The organism is Nocardioides sp. (genome assembly GCF_036503465.1).
GTDB lineage: Bacteria > Actinomycetota > Actinomycetes > Propionibacteriales > Nocardioidaceae > Nocardioides.
This window is the reverse complement of the sequence record NZ_DASXWU010000103.1, coordinates 53,966-76,556: the sequence shown is the minus strand read 5'-3', so window position 1 is coordinate 76,556 and position 22,591 is coordinate 53,966. Positions and strand designations below refer to the sequence as shown.

General features: G+C 70.0%; 23 protein-coding genes. 10 read left to right on the top strand and 13 right to left on the bottom strand.

What is annotated here, in order from left to right; all coding sequences use genetic code 11:
* Positions 1 to 629, top strand: a 629-nt coding sequence (upp, locus tag VGK78_RS19635; RefSeq protein WP_331529431.1) for a uracil phosphoribosyltransferase, incomplete at its 5' end; no start/stop codon positions are given.
* An 88-nt stretch (positions 630 to 717) separates the two neighbouring features.
* On the opposite strand, the gene VGK78_RS19630 is transcribed toward upp, so the two are convergent.
* From VGK78_RS19630 to VGK78_RS19600, 7 genes are all read right to left on the bottom strand, one after another.
* A complete protein-coding gene (locus VGK78_RS19630) occupies positions 718 to 897 on the bottom strand; it encodes a hypothetical protein (RefSeq protein ID WP_331529430.1) in 180 nt (59 codons plus the stop codon).
* 79 nt (positions 898 to 976) lie between these two features.
* A complete protein-coding gene (locus tag VGK78_RS19625) occupies positions 977 to 2,362 on the bottom strand; it encodes an NAD(P)(+) transhydrogenase (Re/Si-specific) subunit beta (protein WP_331529429.1) in 1,386 nt (461 codons plus the stop codon).
* Complete coding sequence (locus VGK78_RS19620) at positions 2,362 to 2,700, bottom strand: NAD(P) transhydrogenase subunit alpha (protein ID WP_414690713.1); 339 nt, start codon at positions 2,698 to 2,700, stop codon at positions 2,362 to 2,364. Before VGK78_RS19620 ends, VGK78_RS19625 begins: the two co-directional genes overlap by 1 nt.
* Positions 2,700 to 3,944 (bottom strand): NAD(P) transhydrogenase subunit alpha, encoded by a 1,245-nt coding sequence (locus VGK78_RS19615; RefSeq protein ID WP_331529427.1) that lies wholly within the window; start codon positions 3,942 to 3,944, stop codon positions 2,700 to 2,702. The genes VGK78_RS19620 and VGK78_RS19615 overlap by 1 nt, the downstream gene beginning before the upstream one ends.
* Before the next feature lie 141 nt (positions 3,945 to 4,085).
* The gene (gene thpR / locus VGK78_RS19610) at positions 4,086 to 4,652 is read right to left on the bottom strand and encodes an RNA 2',3'-cyclic phosphodiesterase (RefSeq protein WP_331529426.1); all 567 of its coding nucleotides are present in this window, start codon (positions 4,650 to 4,652) and stop codon (positions 4,086 to 4,088) included.
* 10 nt (positions 4,653 to 4,662) lie between these two features.
* Positions 4,663 to 5,388, bottom strand: a complete 726-nt coding sequence (locus VGK78_RS19605; RefSeq protein WP_331529433.1) for a VIT family protein — start codon at positions 5,386 to 5,388, stop codon at positions 4,663 to 4,665.
* Between the two features lie 63 nt (positions 5,389 to 5,451).
* Entirely contained in the window at positions 5,452 to 6,189 is a 738-nt protein-coding gene (locus VGK78_RS19600; protein WP_331529425.1) for a hypothetical protein, read from the bottom strand.
* A 106-nt stretch (positions 6,190 to 6,295) separates the two neighbouring features.
* On the opposite strand from VGK78_RS19600, the gene VGK78_RS19595 reads away from it, so the two are divergent.
* Positions 6,296 to 7,855, top strand: a complete 1,560-nt coding sequence (locus VGK78_RS19595; RefSeq protein WP_331529424.1) for an FAD-binding oxidoreductase — start codon at positions 6,296 to 6,298, stop codon at positions 7,853 to 7,855.
* A gap of 101 nt (positions 7,856 to 7,956) precedes the next feature.
* On the opposite strand, the gene VGK78_RS19590 is transcribed toward VGK78_RS19595, so the two are convergent.
* The gene (locus tag VGK78_RS19590) at positions 7,957 to 8,673 is read right to left on the bottom strand and encodes a flavodoxin family protein (RefSeq protein ID WP_331529423.1); all 717 of its coding nucleotides are present in this window, start codon (positions 8,671 to 8,673) and stop codon (positions 7,957 to 7,959) included.
* Positions 8,674 to 8,749: 76 nt separating this feature from the next.
* Between VGK78_RS19590 and glgX the strand changes: the two genes are divergently transcribed.
* From glgX to VGK78_RS19570, 4 genes are all read left to right on the top strand, one after another.
* The gene (glgX, locus tag VGK78_RS19585) at positions 8,750 to 10,939 is read left to right on the top strand and encodes a glycogen debranching protein GlgX (protein ID WP_331529422.1); all 2,190 of its coding nucleotides are present in this window, start codon (positions 8,750 to 8,752) and stop codon (positions 10,937 to 10,939) included.
* Complete coding sequence (treY, locus tag VGK78_RS19580) at positions 10,936 to 13,248, top strand: malto-oligosyltrehalose synthase (RefSeq protein WP_331529421.1); 2,313 nt, start codon at positions 10,936 to 10,938, stop codon at positions 13,246 to 13,248. The genes glgX and treY overlap by 4 nt, the downstream gene beginning before the upstream one ends.
* Positions 13,245 to 15,008 (top strand): malto-oligosyltrehalose trehalohydrolase, encoded by a 1,764-nt coding sequence (gene treZ / locus VGK78_RS19575; protein WP_331529420.1) that lies wholly within the window; start codon positions 13,245 to 13,247, stop codon positions 15,006 to 15,008. The genes treY and treZ overlap by 4 nt, the downstream gene beginning before the upstream one ends.
* 70 nt (positions 15,009 to 15,078) lie before the next feature.
* A complete protein-coding gene (locus VGK78_RS19570) occupies positions 15,079 to 15,627 on the top strand; it encodes a GNAT family protein (RefSeq protein ID WP_331529419.1) in 549 nt (182 codons plus the stop codon).
* A gap of 8 nt (positions 15,628 to 15,635) precedes the next feature.
* Here the strand turns inward: VGK78_RS19570 and VGK78_RS19565 are convergent, their stop codons facing one another.
* Complete coding sequence (locus VGK78_RS19565; RefSeq protein WP_331529418.1) at positions 15,636 to 17,129, bottom strand: MDR family MFS transporter; 1,494 nt, start codon at positions 17,127 to 17,129, stop codon at positions 15,636 to 15,638.
* A gap of 122 nt (positions 17,130 to 17,251) precedes the next feature.
* Between VGK78_RS19565 and VGK78_RS19560 the strand changes: the two genes are divergently transcribed.
* Complete coding sequence (locus tag VGK78_RS19560; RefSeq protein WP_331529417.1) at positions 17,252 to 19,018, top strand: phospholipase D-like domain-containing protein; 1,767 nt, start codon at positions 17,252 to 17,254, stop codon at positions 19,016 to 19,018.
* Positions 19,019 to 19,086: 68 nt separating this feature from the next.
* A complete protein-coding gene (locus tag VGK78_RS19555; protein WP_331529416.1) occupies positions 19,087 to 19,914 on the top strand; it encodes an MOSC domain-containing protein in 828 nt (275 codons plus the stop codon).
* Here VGK78_RS19555 and VGK78_RS19550 read toward each other — a convergent pair.
* On the bottom strand, positions 19,892 to 20,194 hold the full coding sequence (locus VGK78_RS19550; RefSeq protein ID WP_331529415.1) for an antibiotic biosynthesis monooxygenase family protein: 303 nt from the start codon (positions 20,192 to 20,194) through the stop codon (positions 19,892 to 19,894). The two genes, VGK78_RS19555 and VGK78_RS19550, sit on opposite strands and share 23 nt — an antisense overlap.
* A gap of 42 nt (positions 20,195 to 20,236) precedes the next feature.
* Between VGK78_RS19550 and VGK78_RS19545 the strand changes: the two genes are divergently transcribed.
* Positions 20,237 to 20,785 carry a GNAT family N-acetyltransferase gene (locus tag VGK78_RS19545; RefSeq protein ID WP_331529432.1) on the top strand — a complete coding sequence of 183 codons (549 nt, stop codon included), beginning with the start codon at positions 20,237 to 20,239 and terminating at the stop codon, positions 20,783 to 20,785.
* Between the two features lie 145 nt (positions 20,786 to 20,930).
* Here VGK78_RS19545 and VGK78_RS19540 read toward each other — a convergent pair whose 3' ends face one another.
* Entirely contained in the window at positions 20,931 to 21,272 is a 342-nt protein-coding gene (locus tag VGK78_RS19540; RefSeq protein ID WP_331529414.1) for a type II toxin-antitoxin system RelE/ParE family toxin, read from the bottom strand.
* Entirely contained in the window at positions 21,269 to 21,514 is a 246-nt protein-coding gene (locus tag VGK78_RS19535; RefSeq protein ID WP_331529413.1) for an addiction module protein, read from the bottom strand. Before VGK78_RS19535 ends, VGK78_RS19540 begins: the two co-directional genes overlap by 4 nt.
* A 163-nt stretch (positions 21,515 to 21,677) precedes the next feature.
* On the opposite strand from VGK78_RS19535, the gene VGK78_RS19530 reads away from it, so the two are divergent.
* Positions 21,678 to 21,902 (top strand): hypothetical protein, encoded by a 225-nt coding sequence (locus VGK78_RS19530; RefSeq protein WP_331529412.1) that lies wholly within the window; start codon positions 21,678 to 21,680, stop codon positions 21,900 to 21,902.
* 30 nt (positions 21,903 to 21,932) lie between these two features.
* Here the strand turns inward: VGK78_RS19530 and VGK78_RS19525 are convergent, their stop codons facing one another.
* Positions 21,933 to 22,547 (bottom strand): hypothetical protein, encoded by a 615-nt coding sequence (locus VGK78_RS19525; RefSeq protein ID WP_331529410.1) that lies wholly within the window; start codon positions 22,545 to 22,547, stop codon positions 21,933 to 21,935.
* Between the last annotated feature and the right edge of the window lie 44 nt (positions 22,548 to 22,591).

Below are 22,591 nucleotides of genomic sequence, written 5' to 3'. Positions count from 1 at the left end.
TCGTCGACCACCCGCTCGTCGCCCACAAGCTCACAGCCCTGCGCGACGAGCGGACGGACTCGCCGACGTTCCGGCGGCTGGTCGACCAGCTGGTCACACTGCTGGCCTACGAGGCGACCCGAGACGTCCGCGTCGAGCCGTACGAGATCACCACGCCGGTCGCGCCGACCACGGGCGTCCGCCTCTCCTCGCCGCAGCCGATGGTGGTGCCGATCCTGCGGGCGGGCCTCGGGATGCTCGAGGGGATGATGAAGCTGCTGCCCACCGCTGAGGTCGGGTTCCTCGGGATGATGCGCAACGAGGAGACGCTGCAGGCCTCGACGTACGCCGAGCGGTTGCCCGACGACCTCGCCGGCCGGCAGTGCTACGTGCTCGACCCGATGCTCGCCACCGGGGGCACGCTGGCCGCGGCGATCCGGTTCCTCACCAACCGAGGGGCCGACGACATCACCGCCATCTGCCTGCTGGCGGCGCCCGAGGGGTGCCGACGGCTGGAGGACGAGCTCGCGGGGCTGGACGTTCCCGTCACGGTGGTGACCGCGGCGATGGACGAGAGGCTGAACGACAAGGGCTACATCGTGCCCGGCCTCGGCGACGCCGGGGACCGGCTGTACGGCCTCGCGGAGTGAGGTCGGGGCCTTTGCGGAGGTCGTGTGCCTGAGAACGGTCCATGGCCCGTCCTCAGGCACACCACTCTCCCGTTGTCCCCGAGGGCGATCAGCCCCCCGGGAAGATGGGCACGGTGCCGGTCGCGATCAGGACCGCGAGCACGATGACCACGATGCCTCCGACGGCGTAGGCGACCTCCTTGTTGATCCGGGTCTCCCGGGACTCCGGCTTCTCATACCGATGCCCATCGGGCTTGAGCATCGGGTCCTCGTCGTCGTTCTGACTCATGCCCTGACAACGAGCGACCGCCCACAACGTCATACGGAGGGAGGCAAAGACGGCTCCGTCCGTATGACGTCCGCGTGGCTCAGAGGGCCTTGACGGCGTTCAGCAGCTTGCCCATCGAGTCCTTGGCGTCGCCGAAGAGCAGCGAGGTCTTCTCGTCGAAGAGCAGCTCGTTCTCGATGCCGGCGAACCCGGGGCGCATCGACCGCTTCATGAAGATGATCTGGCGGGCCTCGTCGGCGTTCAGGATCGGCATCCCGTAGATCGGGGCTCCGGGGGTCGTCTTCGCGGCCGGGTTGACGACATCGTTCGCGCCGACCACGAGGACCACGTCGGCGTCCTTGAAGTCGCCGTTGATCTGGTCCATCTCGCGCAGCTGCTCGTAGGGCACCTGTGCCTCGGCGAGGAGCACGTTCATGTGTCCGGGCATCCGGCCGGCCACCGGGTGGATCGCGTAGTCGACCTGCGCGCCCTTCTCGCCGAGGACGTCGACGAGCTCGCGGAGGGTGTGCTGCGCCTGGGCCACCGCCAGGCCGTAGCCGGGCACGATGATCACGCGGTCGGCGTACCCCAGCATGATCGCGGCGTCCTCGGGGTTGACGCTCTTCACCGGCCGGTCGCTGGCTTCGCCCGCACCCAGCGTGGAGCCGCCCTTGAGCGCGCCGAACAGGATGTTGGTCACCGAGCGCCCCATCGCCCGGGCCATCAGCAGGGTCAGGAAGGTACCGGAGGCGCCCACCAGCGTGCCGCCGATCAGCAGCAGCACGTTGGAGAGCACGTAGCCGCCGGCGGCAACGGTCAGGCCGGTGAACGCGTTCAGCAGCGAGATCACGATCGGGACGTCCGCACCGCCCACGGGCAGCACCAGCAGCAGCCCGACCAGCAGCCCGACGAGGGCCAGCACGATGCCGGTCCACATCTGCGGGTCGTTCACGAGGAGTACGGCGAGCACGACCGCCGCGACCAGGGAGCCGCCGAAAAGGACCGGGAGCCCGGGGAACACCACCGGCCGGGACGTCATCAGCTCCTGGAGCTTCGCGAACGTGACGCAGGAGCCCGCGAACGACACCGACCCGACGGCGATCGTGAACGCCGTGGCCGCCAGGTTGAACCAGCTCTCGTGGCCGCCCGCCTCGACGATGTCGTGCAGCTCGAGCAGCGCGACGAGGGCCGCGGCCCCGCCGCCGACGCCGTTGAACAGCGCCACCATCTGCGGCATCTGGGTCATCTGCACCGTGCGGGCGCCGTACACGCCACCGACCGTGCCGATCGCGATCGCGACGATGATCAGCGGCACGTGCTTCAAGTGCAGGTCGGCCCAGAAGAACGGCGTCACGCAGGCCACGACGGCGGCGATCGCGCCGAGGATGTTGCCGTTGCGAGCCGTCTTCGGCCCGGACAGGCCCTTGAGGGCGAGGATGAAGCAGATGCCACACGCCAGGTACACCAGCTGGATCCAGACAGGCATCAGGCGGCCCCACCCGTCGACTCGTCCTTCTGCGGCAGTGCGGGCTTCTGCGCCGGTTTGCGCCGGCTGAACATCTGCAGCATCCGGTCGGTGACCACGAACCCGCCGACCATGTTCACCGACGCCAGCACGATCGCGATCAGCCCGACGACGAGTGCGAGGTTGTTGTCGGTGGTGCCGGTGACCAGGATCGCGCCGAGCAGGATGATCCCGTGGATGGCGTTCGCGCCCGACATCAAGGGTGTGTGCAGCGTCGAGGACACCTTGGAGATCACCTCGATCCCGACGAAGACACTGAGCACGAAGATCGTCAGCCAGACGACTCCGGTCGCGAGGATCACTGGTCGGCCTCCTGGTCGTAGGGCAGATCGAGCTGTGGGTCCTGAGGAGCCGAGGGCTCGTCCGGTACGTCGTCCGAGGTCGCCGCAGGCTCGGGCTCGGGCGCCGGCGCCCCCTCGATCGCCTCCCGGGTCGGCTCGTGCACGATGCGGCCGTCCTGGGTCACGCAGCTGCCGGAGAGGATCTCGTCGGCGTAGTCGGGCGAGAACACCGAGCTCCCCTCGTCGTCCTTGGCGGTCATCAGGGTGACCAGGTTGACGACGTTCTGGGCGTACAGCTTGGACGCCGGCCCCGGCATCTGGCTCGGCACGTTGCGGCCCCCCCAGACCTGGGCGTTGCCGATACGGACCACCTCGCCGGCCACCGAGCCCTCGACGTTGCCGCCGCTCTCGGAGGCGAGGTCGACCACGACCGAGCCCGGCTTCATCTGCTCGACCATGTCGCGCGTCACCAGCAGCGGAGCCGGACGTCCGGGAACGGCGGCGGTGGTGATCAGGGCGTCGGCGGCCGCGATGTACGGCGTGAGCAGCTCGCGCTGGCGGTCCGCACGGTCCTCGGTCATCTCCCGGGCGTAACCACCGGCGCCCTCGAGCGTCTCGAGATCGAGCTCGATCGCCTTGGCCCCCATCGACCGGATCTCCTCCGCGGCGGCCGCGCGCACGTCGTACGCGCGGACGACGGCACCGAGCCGCTTGGCCGTCGCGATCGCCTGGAGCCCGGCGACGCCGGCGCCGAGGACGACGATCTCGGCGGCCTGGACGGTGCCGGCGGCGGTCATGTTCAGCGGGAAGAAGCGCCGCAGCATGCCGGCCGCGACGATCGCGCAGCGGTAGCCGGCGACCAGGGCCTGCGAGCTGAGACCGTCCATGGACTGCGCCCGCGAGATGCGCGGGATGAGCTCGACGGCGTGCGCCGTGACGCCGGCGTCGCGGAGCTCGACGACCGTCTGCTGCTCCTGGTTGACCGGCAGGAACGAGATGGTCGTGGTTCCGCGGGCCAGCCCCCGGATCTGCTGGGCACTCAGCGGTTGCACGGAGACCACGAGGTCGGCGCCCTCGAACGCGGCGTCGTCGACGGTCGCGCCCGCCTCGGCGTACTCCCCGTCGGCGATCAGCGCGTGCAGTCCCGCGCCGGGCTCGACGGCGACGTCGTACCCCAGCCCGGTCAGCTTGCCGACCAGCTCGGGCACCACCGCGACGCGTGCCTCGCCGTCCCGGGTTTCCTTGGCCACAGCAATCTTCACGGCGTCGAACCTAGGGCACGACACCCGAGAGGCCCACCCATCTCAGCTCTCACCGGCGTGGTGTTGTCCACAGACCGGGCGGGGTAGTCCCTGACAAGGTGGTCCCTCCCGGACCGGAGACCGCGACCATCTTGTCAGGGACTATCGGGACAGACCGAACTCCTGCACCACCTCGTAGCGGGGGCGGTTGCGCGGTCCCTCGCCGAGGTAGGAGGCCATCAGGGTCACGTGGTCGACGCTCCAGGAGGGGCTCCGGTAGGCGTCGAGCAGCCGCACCCAGGGGGTGACCTCGACCGGGTGGCCGAGGCGCGCGACGGTGACGTGAGGACGGAACCTCTGCCCGTCGACCGGTACCCCGGCCCGGTTCGCCGCGGCTCGTGCCCCGGCGGCCATCCGGGACAGCTCGGTGCGCCCGCCATCGTCGAGCTCGAGCCCGGCCCAGAGCACCCGGGCCCGGCCGACGTTCGGGAAGGCGCCACCTCCCGCGATCGCCGACGCGAACGCCGTACGACGCGAGGCCGCGCGGCCGAGCCGCTCCACCAGGTCGTCCAGCTTCCGGTCCGGTACGTCGGCCATGAACGCCAGCGTCACATGGAACTGCTCCACCGGCGCCCAGCGGAACGCCACGGCCTCACGGCGTACGTCGAGGAAGGCGTCCAGGTGCTCGACCACGTCCGGAGGCGGCACCACCGCCGCGAACATCCGCATCGCGGAAGGCTCAGACGTGCGTGCCGACGACCGACCCCACGGCGTAGGTGACCACCATCGCCAGGACACCACCGCCCACGTTGCGGACCACCGCCCGGCCCCACGGGCTGAAGCCGAGCCGCGCCTGGATGAACCCCGCGACGGCCAGGGCGGCGACGACGGTGGCCACGGTGACCCAGACCCGGGCGCCGAGCGGCGACAGCGTGATCGCGAGCAGCGGCAGCAAGGCACCGACCGTGAACGCCACCATCGAGGCGAACGCCGCATGCCACGGGTTCGTGAGCTTCTCCGGGTCGATCCCGAACTCGATGTCGGCGTGTGCGGCCAGCGCGTCGTGCGCGGTCAGCTCCTGAGCGACCCGGCGCGCGGTCTCGCGGCTCAGGCCCTTGCGCTCGTACATCTTCGCCAGCTCGCGCATCTCGGTCTCGGGCATCTTCTCGAGCTCCTCGGCCTCCATCGCCAGCATCGACTGCTCCGAGTCCCGCTGTGCGTTGACCGAGACGTACTCCCCCGCCGCCATGCTCAGAGCCCCCGCGACCAGTCCCGCGATCCCGGCCACGAAGACCGGGGACCTGTCGGACGTCGCACCCGCGACGCCCATCACGATGCCGGCCACCGAGACGATCCCGTCGTTCGCGCCGAGCACACCGGCCCGCAGCCAGTTCAGGCGGTTGCCGACGTCCTCACCGATCTCGTCGTGCCAATGTTGGGGATTCTCGTCGGTCCCGATCTCCATGCTCACTGTACAAATCCTTCCCAGCCACCCCGCGGTGTTTCAAGGAAGGCAAGCCTCACCGACCTAAGCCCGGGAGCCCCCGATCCGCAGGACCTGCGACGGGGGCGGGGCCTCGACCTCGAGCGGCTCGTCGAACTTCGAGAACGACACCGCCACGAGATCGGATCCGGCCTGGTCGGACAGGGCCACCCGGAGGAAGTAGTGCGGGGACGTCTCCGCGACCCACACGGTCAGCTGGTTGCCGTCCTTGTGTGAGGCGACCAGGACGGCTTTCTCACCTGCCACCTCGCCGACCCCCTTGACCTCGCGGTTGTGGGAGCGGATGAGCTTCTCGTTCGACGAGACGTAGTGGTCGAGGTCGCACCACGACCCGATCTCCCCGCCGTCGACCTCCAGCCACCGGTTGTGCATCCGTCTCAGGATCGACTCCGCCCGTGCGTACGACGACATCTGCTCGGCCAGGTATGCCACGTCCCCCTTCAGCCAGACCTTCCCGTTCGTCGCCAGGAAGGTCGCCCCTCCGATGCCCGACTCGGTGATCGTTCCTCGGCAGTGGCCGCGCCGATCCGCCTGGATGTCGAGGATCTCCTGCTGACCGTTCGACCCCGTGGTGGTCCCGGTGATGCGCGCGGCCTTCAGACTGCGCATGTCGGCCCGGGCGGCCTTCAGCACCGCGCCGACCGACTGCTCAGAGAACGGCCGCGCATGGGCGGCGCCCCCGGAGTCACTCCCACCGCCGCAGCCCGTCGTCGCCGTCAGCACCAGCGCCGCCGTCGCGGCGTACCTCGTCCAGACTCTCATCCGGCCCTCCCCGATCGGTCCCCGAGCGGGGAGTGATCACACATCTCAGCACGACCCGGACGTCCGTGTGCGGCGCTTGCGGAGATCGGCTCCCTAGGCTGATGTCGTGGTCGATCCCCGACGCGGGCTCGCGCGACGCACGGTGCTGGCCGGTGGGGTCGCCGGCGCGTTCGGTGTCCTCGAGGCCTGTGCGCCCCAGAACGCCTCGCCGCCGGCCGACACGCCGGCACCACCCGTCCGGCCCACCACCACCTCGGCAGCCCCGGTGCGGCCACCAGCCGCCTCCGACTGGAAACGCCTGGCCGCGCACGTCGACGGCACCCTCGCGCGCCCCGGCTCCTCGACGTACGACGCCCTGCGGCTGGTCCAGAACCCTCGGTACGACGGCGCCCGGCCGCTCGCGGTCCTCTCCGTGGCGAACGCACAGGACGTCGCCACGGCGTTCGCGTTCGCCCAGGAACACGGCGTGCGGGTGGCGATCCGCTCGGGCGGCCACAGCTACCCAGGGTGGTCGGCCGGCGACGGTGCGCTGGTCGTCGACGTCCGCCCGCTGAACGGGATCTCGCTCGACGGCACCACCGCGAGGGTCGGGTCCGGCGCCTCACTCGTGCAGGTGTACGGCGCGCTGGGCACGCGCGGCCGCGGGATCGCCGGTGGGTCGTGCCCGACCGTCGGCATCGCCGGCCTGACCCAGGGCGGTGGTGTCGGCGTCCTCACCCGGGCGTACGGGCTCACCTGTGACGCGGTCACCGCGATGCAGGTCGTGCTCGCCGACGGCCGCGTCGTCACCGCGAGCGCCGACCAGGAGCCTGACCTCTTCTGGGCGCTCCGCGGCGGCGGAGGCGGGCACCTCGGCGTGGTCACGTCGTTCCGCTTCAAGACGTTCGCGGCGCCGACGATCACCCGGGCCTATCTCGCGTGGCCCTTCTCAGCAGCCGACCAGGTGGTGCCGCAGTGGCTGCGGACGATCCCGGGCGCGGACCCTCGGCTCTGGGCCACCCTCAAGCTGCTCGGCGGGCGCACCCACCCGAGCGGGCCGGCCCTGTTCATGTCGGTGACCTGGACGGGTCCGGCGTCCGGCATGGATGCCGCGCTGAGGCCGTTGCTGTCGCAGGTGCCCGCGCCGTCCACCGACTCCCGCAGCACCGCGAGCTACCTCGACACGATGCTCACCTACGCCGGCTGCTCGTCGATCCCGGTCGGCCGGTGCCACACCGGTCCCGGCGGCGCCCTCGACCGCGAGGCGTTCGCCGCGACCTCGCACGTCATCGACCGCGCCGATGTCGACATGGGCGCACTGCTCGCCCGGGTGGACGCCGCGCAGAGCAGCGGTCTGAAGGAGGCCGGCGTCTCGATCGACGCCCTCGGCGGAGCGGTGGACGACGTCGGCGCGAGCGGGACGGCGTTCGGCCACCGCGGCGCGTCGGCCACGGTGCAGTACACCGCGACGTACGACTCGGGTCCGGCGACCGCCGCGACGTCGTACGTGCGCCGCTTCCGCACCGCGATGACCCCGAGCTGGGGCACCGGCGCCTACGTCAACTACGCCGACAGCTCCCTGACCGACTACCCGCGGGCCTACTTCGGCGCCAACGCCGCCCGCCTCGCCCGGGTGCGCGCGACGTACGACCCGAACCGCTTCTTCACCCAGCCGCAGGACTACTGAGCGAGCGGCCGACAACTAACTGGCACAGAGACCGGAGTCAACGGACGACCCCCGCTCCGGTCTGTATGCCAGTTTGTTCTCGGCAGCCGCCTCACAGACCCTCAGCGGTACTCGGGGTTCTCGTAGTCGAACCGGCAGCCCGCGTCCCACTCCGAGCGCTGGTTGCCGTACGCCGGCACGCCGCCCGCGTCGTTCAGCAGCTTCGCCAGGTGCATCAGGTTCCAGGTCATGAAGGCGGTGTTGCGGTTGGTGAAGTCGTTCTCCGGGCCGCCGCTCCCGGGGTCGAGGTACGACGGGCCGGGCCCGGCCTCGCCGATCCAGCCGGCGTCCGCCTGCGGCGGGATCGTGTAACCGATGTGCTGCAGCGTGTAGAGGACGTTGTGCGCGCAGTGCTTGATCCCGTCCTCGTTCCCGGTGATCAGGCACCCGCCGACCCGCCCGTAGTAGAGGTACTGCCCCTTCTCGTTGAGCAGGTGCGACCCGCCGTAGAGCCGCTCGTGCACCTGCTTCATCACCGAGGAGTTGTCCCCCAGCCAGATGGGCCCGGCCAGCACCAGGATGTGTGCGGCCTTCACCAGCTCGAAGATCTCGGGCCACGCGTCGGTCTCCCAGCCGTGCTCGCGCATGTCCGGCCAGACCCCGGCCGCGATGTCGTGGTCGATCGCGCGGACGACGTCGACGTGCACGCCGTGCTTCTCCATGATCGCGCGACTGGCGTCCACGAGGCCCTGGGTGTTGCTCGGCTCCGGCGACCGCTTGAGGGTGCAGTTGATGAAGAGCGCGCTGAGCCCGGTGAAGTCGTACGCCGTATCGTTCATGACGGAACTGTCCCGGCTTCCCCCTGATCCGACAACGGGTCGCCGGTGACGAAATCCTGACGACAGGGAGCGACGGGTGGACGTCTGGCCGGGTACGGCGTACCCCCTCGGGGCGACATTCGACGGCGTCGGGACGAACTTCGCGGTCTTCAGCGAGGTGGCCGAGCAGGTCGAGCTGTGCCTCTTCGACGACGCCCGGAAGGAGACGCGCCTCCCGATGACCGAGGTCGACGCGTTCGTCCACCACTGCTACCTGCCGTCGGTGCAGCCGGGACAGCGCTACGGCTACCGCGTGCACGGCACCTACGACCCGACCACGGGTCTGCGCTGCAACCCCGCCAAGCTGCTCCTCGACCCCTACGCGAAGGCGACCGTCGGCGACATCGACTGGGACCAGTCGCTGTTCGGCTACGACTTCGGCAAGCCGGACTCGCGCAACGACGACGACTCCGGAGCGCACATGACGCTCGGCGTCGTCATCAACCCGTTCTTCGACTGGGAGGGCGACCGTCGCCTCAACACGCCGTACGCCGACTCGCTGATCTACGAGGCGCACGTCAAGGGGCTGACCGAGCTGCACCCCGACGTGCCGGAGGCGGAGCGCGGGACGTACGCCGGCCTCGCCCACCCATCGGTCATCGAGCACCTGACCCGGCTCGGCGTGACCGCGATCGAGCTGATGCCGGTGCACCAGTTCGTCCAGGACAGCACCCTGCTCGACAAGGGACTGCGCAACTACTGGGGATACAACACGCTCGGCTTCCTCGCACCTCACGCGGAGTACGCCGCGGCCGGCCAGCTCGGCCAGCAGGTACAGGAGTTCAAGTCGATGGTGAGGTCGATGCACGCGGCCGGCATCGAGGTGATCCTCGACGTGGTCTACAACCACACCGCCGAGGGCAACCACCTCGGTCCGACGTTGAGCTTCAAGGGTCTCGACAACCCGGCGTACTACCGGCTCGTCGAGGACGACCTGCGCTACTACATGGACTACACCGGCACCGGAAACAGCCTGAACGTCCGCCACCCGCACTCCCTGCAGCTGATCATGGACTCGCTGCGCTACTGGGTGACCGAGATGCGCGTCGACGGCTTCCGTTTCGACCTCGCCGCCGCGCTGGCGCGGGAGTTCTACGACGTCGACCGGCTGTCGACGTTCTTCGAGCTCGTCCAGCAGGACCCGGTCGTCAGCCAGGTGAAGCTGATCGCCGAGCCGTGGGACGTCGGGCCCGGCGGCTACCAGGTCGGCGGCTTCCCGCCGCAGTGGACCGAGTGGAACGGGAAGTTCCGCGACACCGTGCGCGACTTCTGGCGGGGCGAGCCGTCCCTGGGCGACTTCGCCAGCCGGCTGGCCGGCTCGAGCGACCTCTACGAACAGTCAGGGCGGCGACCCGTCGCCTCGATCAACTTCGTCACCGCGCACGACGGCTTCACCCTGCGCGACCTCGTCTCCTACAACGACAAGCACAACGACGCGAACGGCGAGGACAACAACGACGGCGAGAGCCACAACCGCTCCTGGAACTGCGGCGTCGAGGGCCCCACCGACGACCCGGCGATCCTGGCTCTGCGCGCGCGACAGCAGCGCAACATCCTCACAACCCTCCTGCTCAGCCAGGGCGTGCCGATGATGCTGCACGGCGACGAGGCCGGCCGGACCCAGGACGGCAACAACAACACCTACGCCCAGGACGGCCCGATCTCGTGGCTGCACTGGGACGACCTGGACGAGCCGCTGGTCGAGTTCACCGCGAGCGTCGCGACCCTGCGCCGCGACCACGCGACGTTCCGACGCCGTCGCTTCTTCACCGGCACCTCGGTGCGCACCGGTAGCGGCGAGGGCGAACGGCTCAACGACATCCTCTGGCTGCATCCCGACGGGCGGCCGATGGAGCCGGACGACTGGGACGCGCCGGACGCGCGGTCGATCGGGATGTACCTCAACGGTCACGGCATCACCAGCCCCGACTCGCGCGGGCGACACGTCGACGACGACCACTTCCTGCTGTACTTCAACGCCGCCGCCGACGACGTGCCGCTCACCCTGCCGCCCGAGGAGTACGCCGCGGCGTGGGACGTCGCCATCGACACCGCCGGGACCGAGCGCACCGATGAGCCGCTCGCAGCGGGCACGTCCTGCGTCCTCTCCGGGCGCAGCGTCCTGGTGCTGCGCGAGCACACCGCGCCTACGGCCGCACCGGACACGTCGGCTGCAGCGTCGGTGGCGGCCCAGGAGCAGAACAACCGAGGCGCTGCGACCGGATGACCTCCGGGCCGCCGGGGTACGACCGGGCGATGCGGGTTCCGAGCAGCACGTACCGGCTCCAGGTCAACGCGCGCTTCACACTGCACGACGCGGCCGCCGCCCTGGGCTACCTGCACGACCTCGGCGCCGACTGGGTCTACCTCTCGCCGCTGCTGAAGGCCGAGCCGGGGAGCGACCACGGCTACGACGTGGTCGACCACGCGATCATCGACCCCGACCGCGGTGGAGCCGACGGGCTCGCCGCGGTCTCGGCCGAGGCGAAGCGGCTCGGCATGGGCGTGCTCGTCGACATCGTGCCCAACCACATGGGGATCGCGACCCCGCGCGAGAACGCGTGGTGGTGGGACGTCCTGTTGCACGGCCCTTCGTCCGACCGTGCCGACGCGTTCGACATCGACTGGGACGCGGGGGGAGGTCGGGTGCGGATCCCGGTCCTCGGCGACGACGGCACCGCCGCGGTCGAGGTCGACACCGGTGAGGGGGTGGCGCGCTACCACGATCACGTTTTCCCCCTCGCGGACGGCACCGACGACCTGGAGAAGCAGCACTACGAGCTCGTCGACTGGCGACGCGCCGACAACGACCTGAACTACCGGCGCTTCTTCGCGGTGAACACCCTCGCCGGCGTGCGGGTCGAGGACCGGCCGGTCTTCGACGCCTCGCACGTCGAGATCCGCCGCTGGTTCGACGACGGTCTCGTCGACGGGCTGCGGGTCGACCACCCCGACGGTCTCCGCGACCCCGCGGCGTACCTCGACGACCTGCGCGGGCTGACCGGTGGTGCCTACGTGCTGGTGGAGAAGATCCTCGAGCCGGGCGAGGACCTGGTCGCCACCTGGGCGACCGCAGGAACGACGGGTTACGACGTGCTCGGCGCGATCGACCGGGTGCTCACCGCCCCGGCGGGACAGCAGCCGCTGACGGCACTGGAGACCCGGCTGCGCGGCGCAGCCCTCGACTGGCACGAGCTGATCCACGACACGAAGCGGGCCGTGGCCGACGGGATCCTCGGGTCGGAGGTACGCCGCGTGGCCCGCGAGGCGGGCGCCGGCGACGACCCGTCCGTGCTCGACGCGCTGGCCGAGCTGACCGCTTGCTTCCCGGTCTACCGGTCGTACCTGCCGGACGGTCGCGCGTACCTCGGAGCGGCGTTCTCCGACGCCCGCCGACGCCGGCCCGAGCTGGTCCCGACGTACGACGTGCTCGAGCCGGTGCTCACCGACCCGGCGCAGCCGGCGGCACTCCGTTTCCAGCAGACCAGCGGCGCGGTGATGGCCAAGGGTGTCGAGGACTGCGCGTTCTACCGCACCTCGCGGCTCACCTCGCTGACCGAGGTCGGCGGCGATCCCGGCGAGTGGTCGTTGTCGGTCGAGGAGTTCCACGCGGCGATGGCCGCCCGCCAGCGCGAACGACCGGACGCGATGACCACGACGTCGACGCACGACACCAAGCGCGGTGAGGACGTGCGCGCACGGATCGCGGTGCTCGCGGAGGTCCCGCAGCTCTGGACCGACGCGCTCGAGACGCTCCTGTCCTTGGCGCCGGTCCCCGACCCGTCGTTCGGAAACCTGCTGTGGCAGGCGATCCTCGGCGCCTGGCCCGCGTCGCGCGAGCGTCTGCACGCCTACGCCGAGAAGGCGATGCGCGAGGCGGGAGACCGGACGTCGTGGACGGCTCCGAAGCCCGCCTACGAGAACGCCGTCCATGCGGCCGTCGATGCCGCGTTCCGCAGCCCAGCCGTGAAAGCGGTCCTGGACGACCTCCTCGAGCACGTGGTGGCTCCGGGCTGGAGCAACGGCATCTCGGCCAAGCTGGTCGCGCTGACGATGCCCGGGGTGCCCGACGTCTACCAGGGCAGCGAGCTGTGGGAGCAGTCCCTCGTCGACCCCGACAACCGCCGCCGGGTGGACTATGCGGTACGCCGAGAGGTGCTCGCGCGGGTGCTGGCCGGAGACCGGCCGGTGCTGACGTCACGCCTCGACGACCGCGGCGACGCGAAGCTGCTCGTCACCCAGGCCGCACTGACCCTGCGGCGCAACCTGCCGCACCGGTTCACGACGTACCGGCCGGTCCACGCCCGCGGAGAGGCCGCCGCGCACGCGCTCGCGTTCGACCGTGGCGGTGTCCTGACCGTGGCCACGCGGCTGCCGGTGGGGCTCGCGGCACGTGGGTGGGGCCAGACCGTGCTGCCGCTCCCGGACGGCACCTGGGCGGACCTGCTCACGGGACGCGAGTACGCCGGAGAGGCTCCGCTCCACGAGCTGCTGGCCGACTACCCGGTCGGGCTGCTGATCCGGGAGGGCGCATGAGCCTCTGGACGAGCCGGCACGTGCCCTTCGCCGTGTGGGCACCGACTCCGAGACGCGTCCGACTGTCGGTAGGAGATGCGATCGTCGAGATGAGCCGCTCGGGGGGCGACTGGTGGGTCCCCGACGGTGACGTTCCCGATCCGGCGGAGGGACCTCTCGACTACGGATATCTGATCGACGACTCGGACGTGCCGCGTCCCGATCCCCGGTCGCGGCGCCAGCCGGCGGGCGTCCACCAGCGCTCGCAGACCTACGAGCCCTCCGGCTTCGCCTGGAGCGACCGGTCCTGGACCGGCCGGCAGCTGCCGGGCTCGCTGCTCTACGAGCTGCATCTCGGCACCTTCACGCCGGACGGCACCCTCGACTCGGCGATCGAGAGGCTCGACCATCTGCGGTCGATCGGCGTCGACCTGGTCGAGCTGATGCCGGTCAACGCCTTCAACGGCACGCACAACTGGGGGTACGACGGCGTCGACTGGTTCGCCGTGACGGAGGCGTACGGCGGCCCGCCGGCGTACCAGCGGTTCGTCGACACCTGCCATGCCGCCGGCCTGGGCGTGGTCCAGGACGTCGTCTACAACCACCTCGGCCCGTCAGGGAACTACCTGCCGCTCTTCGGCCCGTACCTCAAGCAGGGCCGCAGCACCTGGGGCGACCTGGTGAACCTCGACGACGAAGGATCGGCGGAGGTGCGGCGGTTCATCCTCGACAACGTGCACATGTGGTTCGCCGACTACCACGTGGACGCGCTCCGGCTGGACGCCGTGCACGCACTGGCGGACTCCTCCCCCGTGCACATCCTCGAGGAGATGGCGATCGAGACCGCCGCGCTGTCGGCGCACCTCGGGCGACCGCTCACGCTGATCGCGGAGTCCGACCTCAACGAGACCAGGCTGGTGACGCCGCGCGAGGGGGGTGGCTACGGGCTGGACGCCCAGTGGAGCGACGACTTCCACCACGCCGTGCACGTCGCCCTGACTCGTGAGACGTCCGGCTACTACGCGGACTTCGAGCCGCTCTCGTCCCTGGCGAAGGTCTGCGAGAAGGGGTTCTTCCACGACGGCACCTGGTCGTCGTTCCGCGGGCGTGACCACGGCGCCCCGGTCGACACCGCCCACATGCCGACCTGGCGGCTGGTGGTGTGCAGCCAGAACCACGACCAGATCGGCAACCGTGCGCGTGGCGACCGGCTGACCGAGCAGCTGGACGACGACCAGCTGGCGTGCGCGGCCCTCCTCACCCTGTGCGGGCCGTTCACGCCGATGCTGTTCATGGGCGAGGAGTGGGCCGCCTCGACGCCGTTCCAGTTCTTCACCTCCCACCCCGAGCCCGAACTCGGAAGGATCACGGCGGAGGGCCGGATCGAGGAGTTCGAACGGATGGGCTGGGATCCGGCCGAGGTGCCCGACCCGCAGGACCCGGCGACGTTCGAGCACTCGAAGCTGGACTGGTCGGAGCTCCCTCGCGACCGGCACTCGCGTCTGCTCGCGGTCTACCGGCAGCTGGCCGACCTGCGACGCAGCCTCCCCGAGCTGACCGATCCGTCGTTCTCGTCGCTCTCGGCGACCGCCGACGAGGTGACGCGGGTGTTCACCCTCCGCCGCGATGCCCTTCTGATCGCGGTCAACGTCGGGACGGCGCCGGCGACTCTTCCTGCAGCAGGCGAGCTGCTGTTCACGACGCCGACGGCGGCGAGCATCGACGCCGACGGGCTGACCCTGCCGCCGCACGCGGGCGCACTGCTCCGAGCGGTGCCGTAGCACCGGTTTCGTGACGTGCGACCGATCCGGGCTCACCGCCGGACGTCGTCACGGGCCCTAGGGTGTCGCCGTGGAACGCCTGGTGACCCCCGATCTGGTGCTGCGTCCACCGGTCGAGGAGGACGCGCCCGCGGCGTATGAGCTGCTGAACGACCCGGCCGTGAAGCTGTGGAACCCCGCCCGCGCGTGCCCGGACCTCGAGAGCGCGGCGGCCTGGTGCCGCGACGGCGCGGACTGGTCCGACGGATCGCACGCGACCTGGCACGCGGTGGATCCCGACAGCGGCCTGATGCTCGGCAACGTCAGCCTCTTCGCGATCGACACCGACCACCGCGTCGCCAAGATCGGCTACCGGGTGCTGCCCTCGGCACGCGGTCGAGGGGTGGCCAGACAGATGGTCGACGCCGTCACCCGCTGGGCCTTCGAGTCACGCGGCCTGATGCGCGTCCAGCTCGAGCACTCGGTCCTGAACCCGGCGTCCTGCCGGGTCGCCGAGGCGGCCGGATTCGTGCACGAGGGCACCACCCGATCGGCGTACGCCGTGCCGGGTGGTGACGCCCGCGAGGACTGCCACATCCACGGCCGCCTCCCGACCGACCCAGGGCTCGGAGCCACCTGAGGCGGCTCTCAGGCGACGGCATCGGGGGTCGGGGCCGGCTCGGCGGCCACCGGCTCCTCCGGCTCGGTGACGCGCGTCGGCATCACGAAACCCACGATCAACAGTGCCAGCGCGATGAAGACGGTCACCAGGAAGACGTCGTGGATGGCCGGCTCGAGGATCCCGGGAGAGACGTGGGAGATGTCGGGGTCGGAGCTGCCGAGGTGGCCGCTGACGTAGCTGTTCACCACCGCGCCGAAGACCGCGACGCCGACCGCACTGCCGACCGACCGCGAGAACATGTTCGCGCTGGTGGCCACCCCCCGGCTCGACCACGACACCGCCGTCTGCGCCGCGACGACGCCCGGGCTCGCGACGAACCCGAAGCCCAGTCCCATCACGAAGCACGCCAGGGCCAGGTGGTAGACCGAGCTGTCCGCGCGGACGCTGAGCAGGATCAGGGCGCCCGCCAGTGCGGTCACGGCGCCGATCGAGACCGTCGCCCGGAAGCCGATCGTGAGGTAGAGCCGTCCCGCCGTCGAGGCTGCGATCGGCCATCCGATCGTCATCGCGGCCAGCGCCAGTCCGGCGACGACAGCTCCGGTGCCGAGGACGCGTTGGGAGTACAGCGGGACGTACGACGAGAGCCCCATCAGCAGCACGCCGACGACCAGGGAGCCGGCATTGGTCACGTTGAGGACCCGCATCCGGAACACCCACAGGGGCAGCACGGGCTCGCGAGCACGACGCTCGACCAGCACGAACCCGACGAGGAGCACGGCCGAGCCGGCGAAGAGCGCGATGCTCATCCCGGAGTCCCAGGCCCACTGCACGCCACCCTCGAGCAGCGCGAGCAGCAGCAGCGTGCCGCCGAGCGCGAGCAGGCCGGAGCCGAGGTAGTCGATGGTGTGCCGGCGTCGCTCGACCTTCTCCTCGAACCGGCGCCACAGGACCCAGCCCGCGGCCGCGCCGAGGGGCAGGTTCACGAAGAAGATCCAGCGCCAGCCGATGGAGTCGGAGAAGACGCCACCGAGGGTGGGGCCGACGAGCGCCGCCATCGCCCACACGCTCGCGACGTACCCCTGGACGACCGCGCGCTCCTGGAGCGTGTAGATGTCGCCCAGGATCGTCATCCCGATCGGTCCGATCGCCCCGGCGCCCAGCCCCTGGACCAGGCGGAAGACGATCAGCGCCGTCATCCCCCAGGCGAGGCCGCAGAGAAGTGAGCCGGCGACGAACAGGCCGACGCCGAGCAGGATCAGGGGCTTGCGCCCGTAGAGGTCTGCGAGCTTGCCGTACAGCGGCACCGAGATCGCCTGGGCCAGCAGGTAGATCGAGAACAGCCAGGGGAACGACGTGAACCCGCCCAGGTCGGAGACGACGGCCGGCACCGCGGTCGCCAGGATCGTCGAGTCGATCGCGACCAGGCCGACGCTGAGCATCACCGCGAGCAGGATCGGCCCCCGCTCGCTGCGCAGGCCGACGTGTGACCGGGCCACTCGGACCTGCTGCGGGTTGCTCACCCCGCCGAAACTATCGCCCGTCTCGATCCATTCCCTCCGGCGTACGAGGCCCGGGCATCGTCCGTGAGGCCGACGACGTACCCCCTGTCCACCGGTAGCGTCACGACACACGGGAGGGCGCCATGCGCTTCAGGTCACGCACGGCTGCGGCCGGCAGGCTGTACGCCGTCACCGGCACCAACACCGTCTCGTTCGCGGTGGTGGCGAGCGAGACCACCGCGGCCGGGCTGCTCGGGTTCGCCGTACGCCGCTACGACCTCGCGGCCGGGACGGACGAGTGGATGCAGGGCTTCAAGGTCTTCCACTCACTGGTGCCGGAGCCCACGCCGGGCGAGAGCGTGAGCACCTACTACCAGCCGGTGCAGAGCTTCACCTGGGACGACTTCACCTGCCAGCCGGACAGCCGCTACCGCTACGTCTTCCACCCGCTCGAGGGCACGCCCGATCACCTGGTCCGCTCGGCGACGCCGCTGACGCTGACGATCCGGACCGAGCCGCTGTACGGCGAGCGGCACGACGTGTTCTTCAACCGCGGGGTGGCGAGCAGCCAGGCGTACACGCGCCTCTATGGCGACACCCCGATCGCCGACCTCGACCCGGACCGGCGGAAGCAGGCGCTGGGCTGGCTGAGCCGTGACCTCGACGACGCGCTCCTCCGCTTCGTCGACCAGACCGATCCGGGCGACCGGCTGCTCGGCTGCTTCTACGAGTTCACCTACCTGCCTGCCGCGGCGGCGCTGAAGAGCGCGATCGACCGCGGGGTCGACGTACACCTGATCGTCGACGCCAAGGACAACGGGAGCGCCACCGAGCCGGCATTCCCGCGCGAGGAGAACCTCGCGACCCTCGCGTCGTCGGGCATTCCGATGGACCGCGTCGTCCTGCGGGAGGCGCGAACGTCGGCGATCGCGCACAACAAGTTCATGGTGCACATCCCCGCGGGCTCGGTGCCGACCCAGGTCTGGACCGGGTCGACGAACCTGACCCAGGGCGGCATCGCCGGGCAGACGAACGTCGGCCACTGGGTCCGCGACCCCGCCGCCGCGTTGGCGTTCCAGGGCTACTGGAACCTCCTGTCGAGCGATCCCGGGGGCCGCGCGGACGACACCCGAACCGAGGTCCTCGCCAAGAACGCGGCCTACCGGTCCGCGGTCGAACAGCTCTCACCCGTGCCGGCCGACCTGCACGACGCCCCGGTCGGGGTGACGCCCGTCTTCAGCCCGCGACAGGGCACCGACGTCCTCATGTCGTACGCCGCCCTCCTCGACACCGCGGTCCGCGAGGGCTGCATCAGCTTCGCCTTCGGGGTCGGCGCGGCGTTCAAGGAGCTGTTGAAGGACAACACGGCGCAGAACGCGATCGTCTTCATGCTCCTGGAGAAGCGGGACCGTCCCGATCCGAGCCACCCGTCGGCGTACGTGCGGATCAACGCGAGCAACAACGTCTACGAGGCATGGGGGTCCTACCTGGACAACCCCGTCTACCAGTGGGCCAAGGAGACGAACGCCGCGCTGCTCGGCCTCAACAGCCACGTCAGCTACGTGCACTCGAAGTTCATGCTGATCGACCCGCTCGGCGACGACCCGGTCGTGGTCACCGGGTCAGCCAACTTCAGCAACGCCTCGACCACCGACAACGACGAGAACATGATCATCGTCCGCGGCGACCGGCGAGCCGCCGACATCTACTACACGGAGTTCAACCGGATCTTCAACCACTACTACTTCCGCAGCGTCACCGAGGCCACCGCCGGCGAGCCCCAGTCCGCCCTGGACGCCAGCCTGTTCCTCGCCGAGGACGACAGCTGGGAGCAGAAGTACCGAGCCGGCTCGCTGAAGGCCAAGCGACTCGCGCTCTACGAGGCGATGTCCGGCTTCACGCGTGCCTGATCTTTCGAAGTGCTGACGGCTCTCGCCCGGCCCTCGACGCCGCGCCCGCGGATCGCCACCCTGGAGCCATGCAGGTGGTCGGACTGTGGCGGTATCCCGTCAAGTCGCTCCAGGGTGAGCCGGTCGAGGTGCTCGACGCGGAGCGCGACGGGCTCCACGGAGACCGCCGCTGGGGGATCCGCGACCAGCAGACGGGACGGATCCTGACCGCACGTCGTCGCCCGGAGCTGCTCGCCGCCCGCGCGTCGTACGACGCGGACGGAACGCCGGTAATCCGGGTGCCGGACGGCCGGACCACGGCCGGGCCCGGCCCGAGCAGCGACGCCCTGCTCTCCGACTGGCTCGGAAGCCCGGTCTCGCTCGTGCGGTCGGTAGGCAGCGACGCGGGTCGGGCGGAGTACTTCGCCGACGCGACCGACGACAGCAGCGAGGCGATCGAGTGGACGATGCCGGTCGACCGGTACGTCGACGCAGCCCCCGTGCTGGTGCTGACGACCGCGTCGTTGCGGGCCGCCGCCGCCCTCCATCCACGAGGCACGTGGGACCCGCGCCGGTTCCGCCCCAACCTCCTCCTCGACCTGGACGGCGACGGGTGGGCCGAGGACGCGTGGATCGAGCGGCCGGTGCGGATCGGGGAGGCGACGCTCGTTCCGATCCAAGGATGCATCCGCTGCACGATGGTCACCCGACCGCAGCCCGGGCTCGAGCACGACGTCGAGATCTTCCGCACCCTGGCCCGCCACCACGGCGGCCTCTTCGGGGTCTGGTGCGATGTCCTGACCCGGGGCCGGCTGCGCGTGGGCGACACCGCCGTCGTACAGCTGGAGGGCGATGACGACCTGGTCCCCGGCGCGGTCGGTCCCTCTCAGGCCGTCATGGAGCCGTCTGAGCCCTGACCTCCAGGATGGTCAGCTGCGGCTGGGCGCCGACCGAGCGGAAGAGCCGCGGCGCCGCCGGCTCCTCGGTGCCGGCGCGCATCGCCGCGAGCGCCTCGCGGTCCCTCCACAAGGTCTGAATTCGGAACTCGTCCTCGACCTGCAGCAGCTCGGTGCGCAGCAGTCCGTCCGGTCGCGGTTGCGCCAGCAGGTCCGCGAATCCTGCGACGACCGCGTCATGGTGGGACGGCTCCACGGTGGCCCGCACCTCCGTCAGAACCTGCGCCTGTTGAGTTCGCACGGCCCGAGCATGATCGGATCCTCGATCGTCGACAACCCGGACGTGGAGTCGAGGTTCCACAGGCTGGCACCGTGCTTCCGCGTCCGACCCCCGCGGCTCCGCTTCCGAGAGATGGCACGATCCGACGTCGGCCTCATGACCGGCCTGCCGGGTGACCCGGAGGTCATGACCTACTACCCGCGACCCAAGACCCGCGCAGAGGCCCTGGACTGGATCCTCTGGAACCGGGCGAACTACGCCGAGCACGGCCACGGGCTGTGGATCGTCGAGACCCGCGAGGGCGACTTCGTCGGCGACTGCGGGCTCACCTGGCAACCGATCGGCGAGGAGCGCGCCCTCGAGGTCGGCTACCACACGATGCGCGCCCACCAAGGTCGGGGATATGCGAGCGAGGCGGCGAAATCCTGCCTGGAGCTGGCGACGGGTCCGATCGGTGCGTCGCATGTCGTGGCCATCATCAACCCGCTCAACGTTCCCTCCCCCCGCGTCGCCGAGAAGCTCGGGATGGCTGTCGAACACCAGACCCGGGTCCACGGTCAGGAGGTCGTCGTGTACGGGACGCACAGCCGGCTGGGCCGTCAAGGTCAGTAGTACCAGGGAAAGCGCGGCACGCTCAGCGTGTGTTGGTGGTCATCGACGGCACTTTGCGGCTGACCTGCGGAAACGTGATTGTCGACGTTGGTGGTCGACGGGCTCCGACGACTCTCCTGCCACGCTTTTGCCACGCACGGACGCGTCATCGGCCCGCCTCCGGGTCGCTCTCGGTCTCGCCGAGAGCGGCCTCCCAGTCCTGGCCACCGTGGAAGACACCGAGGACGTTGACCACGAGCTCACCGGACGACTCATCCACTTCATAAGCGACGACGGTCCGCTTCTTGAAGGTGATCGTCCGCATGCCCGGTCGCACGTCGTCGCGAGCTCGACCGGCGAGCGGGAAGACGAGGATGGTGTCGATGTGGTCGAGGATCGCCGCCAGGAAGCGCCGAGCGGTGTCTGCCGACGCCTTGTCGGTGATCCACTCGTCGAGGTGATGGAGTTGCTGCCGTGCCTCAGGGGTGAAGTTGATCCTGCCCGTCATGAACGGGCGGCCCACTTCGCTTCGAGCTCGGTACGAACGTCCTCGGCGGGAATCGCGCGAGACGGGTCCGCCTTCAGCGCGTCGTAGGCGGCAGCCGCCTCGGTCTGAAGCCAGCTCTCGGCTGCCTCGTCGAATGCGTCGTCGGACTCGACCGACTCGAGCAGCCGGAGAGCGACGTCCTTGCGCACGTCAGGAGGCAGGGTCATCCCCGCCTCGTAGAACTCCGCCGCACTGAACGTCATGTCATGAGTGTACGTCTGGCGGACGACGGCTGGGCGGCCCTCAGCATCCGGCCCGAGGCAGGAGCATGCGCCTACAAGCGCGCGCAGGGCGGCAGAGGACGGCGCTTCAAGAGATACTCGATCGGTGGTGCAGCGTTGGGATTATTCGGATTACCGCTGGGCGATGACCCAGCTCTTCGCGAAGGTGGACCCCTGGGGCTACATCCGCGACTACGGTGCGCCCGACGACGAGTACGAGTCGTACATCTCGAGGCTGTTGAAGTGGCGGACGCCGGTCACAGTCGACCAGGTCATCGAAATTCTCGGTCCGATTGACTTGCAGGTCGCCCAGCAACTCGTCACAGGGATCGCCACGATCCGAACCGAGTACGGCTACGACGCCAGCTGACCGAGCGCACACTCGGCGGCGTAGCGGCGGTCATCCAGGCTTTGATTTTGACGTGCGTCCCCGCCAGTAGCGACGGACCGATACGCCGACGTTGGGCGGAACAGTTCCCTGCACCTTCTCCTGCTCCGCAGCCTCGGTCCCCGCTGGTGCGTCGCTAGGGATCCAGACCTGAACCTGTTGCGGATTCTCAGCGACATGACTTCGGACTAGCGCACCTGCCTCATCGAGCGGCGCAAAGTCGCCCTCCAGGAAGTCCTCCGCCACTTCACGAAGCACCCGCGCCCAAAACCCCAACTGTTGATCGAGCTCCTGGTCTGCGAGGCCGGTCTGCTTGGCTAGTTCGCCCGCGAGATCGGGCCGCCGAGACACCACGACATTATCGAGGAGCGTCCAGTCGATCCGATCATCTGTGATCCAGATCGGGTATGCGGGCACTTCGCCGTCGACAAGTCGAATCAAGTGGACCTCAGAGCGGATGAATTCGTTGCTCTTGCTGATGCGGATCGCGGAGGTCTTCGATCGGTATTGAACCCAGAGCGACCAGAAGGAACTGTCGTCGACGTCGACCTTGCCGAAGCCCAGTTGGGCCAGGAACCCGAAGTGCGGCTCCACCTGCTTGCGCCACTTTGCCGCTTTGCGCCCCATCCAGTCAGTATCGCGAACTCCCCGAGGACCTGCACCCTGTAGCG

Excerpts from the sequence above, each read along its gene's own strand:
- VGK78_RS19630 (WP_331529430.1), bottom strand. The coding sequence starts at position 897 with ATGAGTCAGAACGACGACGAGGACCCGATGCTCAAGCCCGATGGGCAT.
- VGK78_RS19625 (WP_331529429.1), bottom strand. The coding sequence starts at position 2,362 with ATGCCTGTCTGGATCCAGCTGGTGTACCTGGCGTGTGGCATCTGCTTC.
- thpR (WP_331529426.1), bottom strand. The coding sequence starts at position 4,652 with ATGCGGATGTTCGCGGCGGTGGTGCCGCCTCCGGACGTGGTCGAGCAC.
- VGK78_RS19605 (WP_331529433.1), bottom strand. The coding sequence starts at position 5,388 with ATGGAGATCGGGACCGACGAGAATCCCCAACATTGGCACGACGAGATC.
- VGK78_RS19600 (WP_331529425.1), bottom strand. The coding sequence starts at position 6,189 with ATGAGAGTCTGGACGAGGTACGCCGCGACGGCGGCGCTGGTGCTGACG.
- VGK78_RS19590 (WP_331529423.1), bottom strand. The coding sequence starts at position 8,673 with ATGAACGATACGGCGTACGACTTCACCGGGCTCAGCGCGCTCTTCATC.
- treY (WP_331529421.1), top strand. The coding sequence starts at position 10,936 with ATGACCTCCGGGCCGCCGGGGTACGACCGGGCGATGCGGGTTCCGAGC.
- treZ (WP_331529420.1), top strand. The coding sequence starts at position 13,245 with ATGAGCCTCTGGACGAGCCGGCACGTGCCCTTCGCCGTGTGGGCACCG.
- VGK78_RS19560 (WP_331529417.1), top strand. The coding sequence starts at position 17,252 with ATGCGCTTCAGGTCACGCACGGCTGCGGCCGGCAGGCTGTACGCCGTC.
- VGK78_RS19555 (WP_331529416.1), top strand. The coding sequence starts at position 19,087 with ATGCAGGTGGTCGGACTGTGGCGGTATCCCGTCAAGTCGCTCCAGGGT.
- VGK78_RS19540 (WP_331529414.1), bottom strand. The coding sequence starts at position 21,272 with ATGACGGGCAGGATCAACTTCACCCCTGAGGCACGGCAGCAACTCCAT.
- VGK78_RS19535 (WP_331529413.1), bottom strand. The coding sequence starts at position 21,514 with ATGACGTTCAGTGCGGCGGAGTTCTACGAGGCGGGGATGACCCTGCCT.
- VGK78_RS19530 (WP_331529412.1), top strand. The coding sequence starts at position 21,678 with ATGACCCAGCTCTTCGCGAAGGTGGACCCCTGGGGCTACATCCGCGAC.
- VGK78_RS19525 (WP_331529410.1), bottom strand. The coding sequence starts at position 22,547 with ATGGGGCGCAAAGCGGCAAAGTGGCGCAAGCAGGTGGAGCCGCACTTC.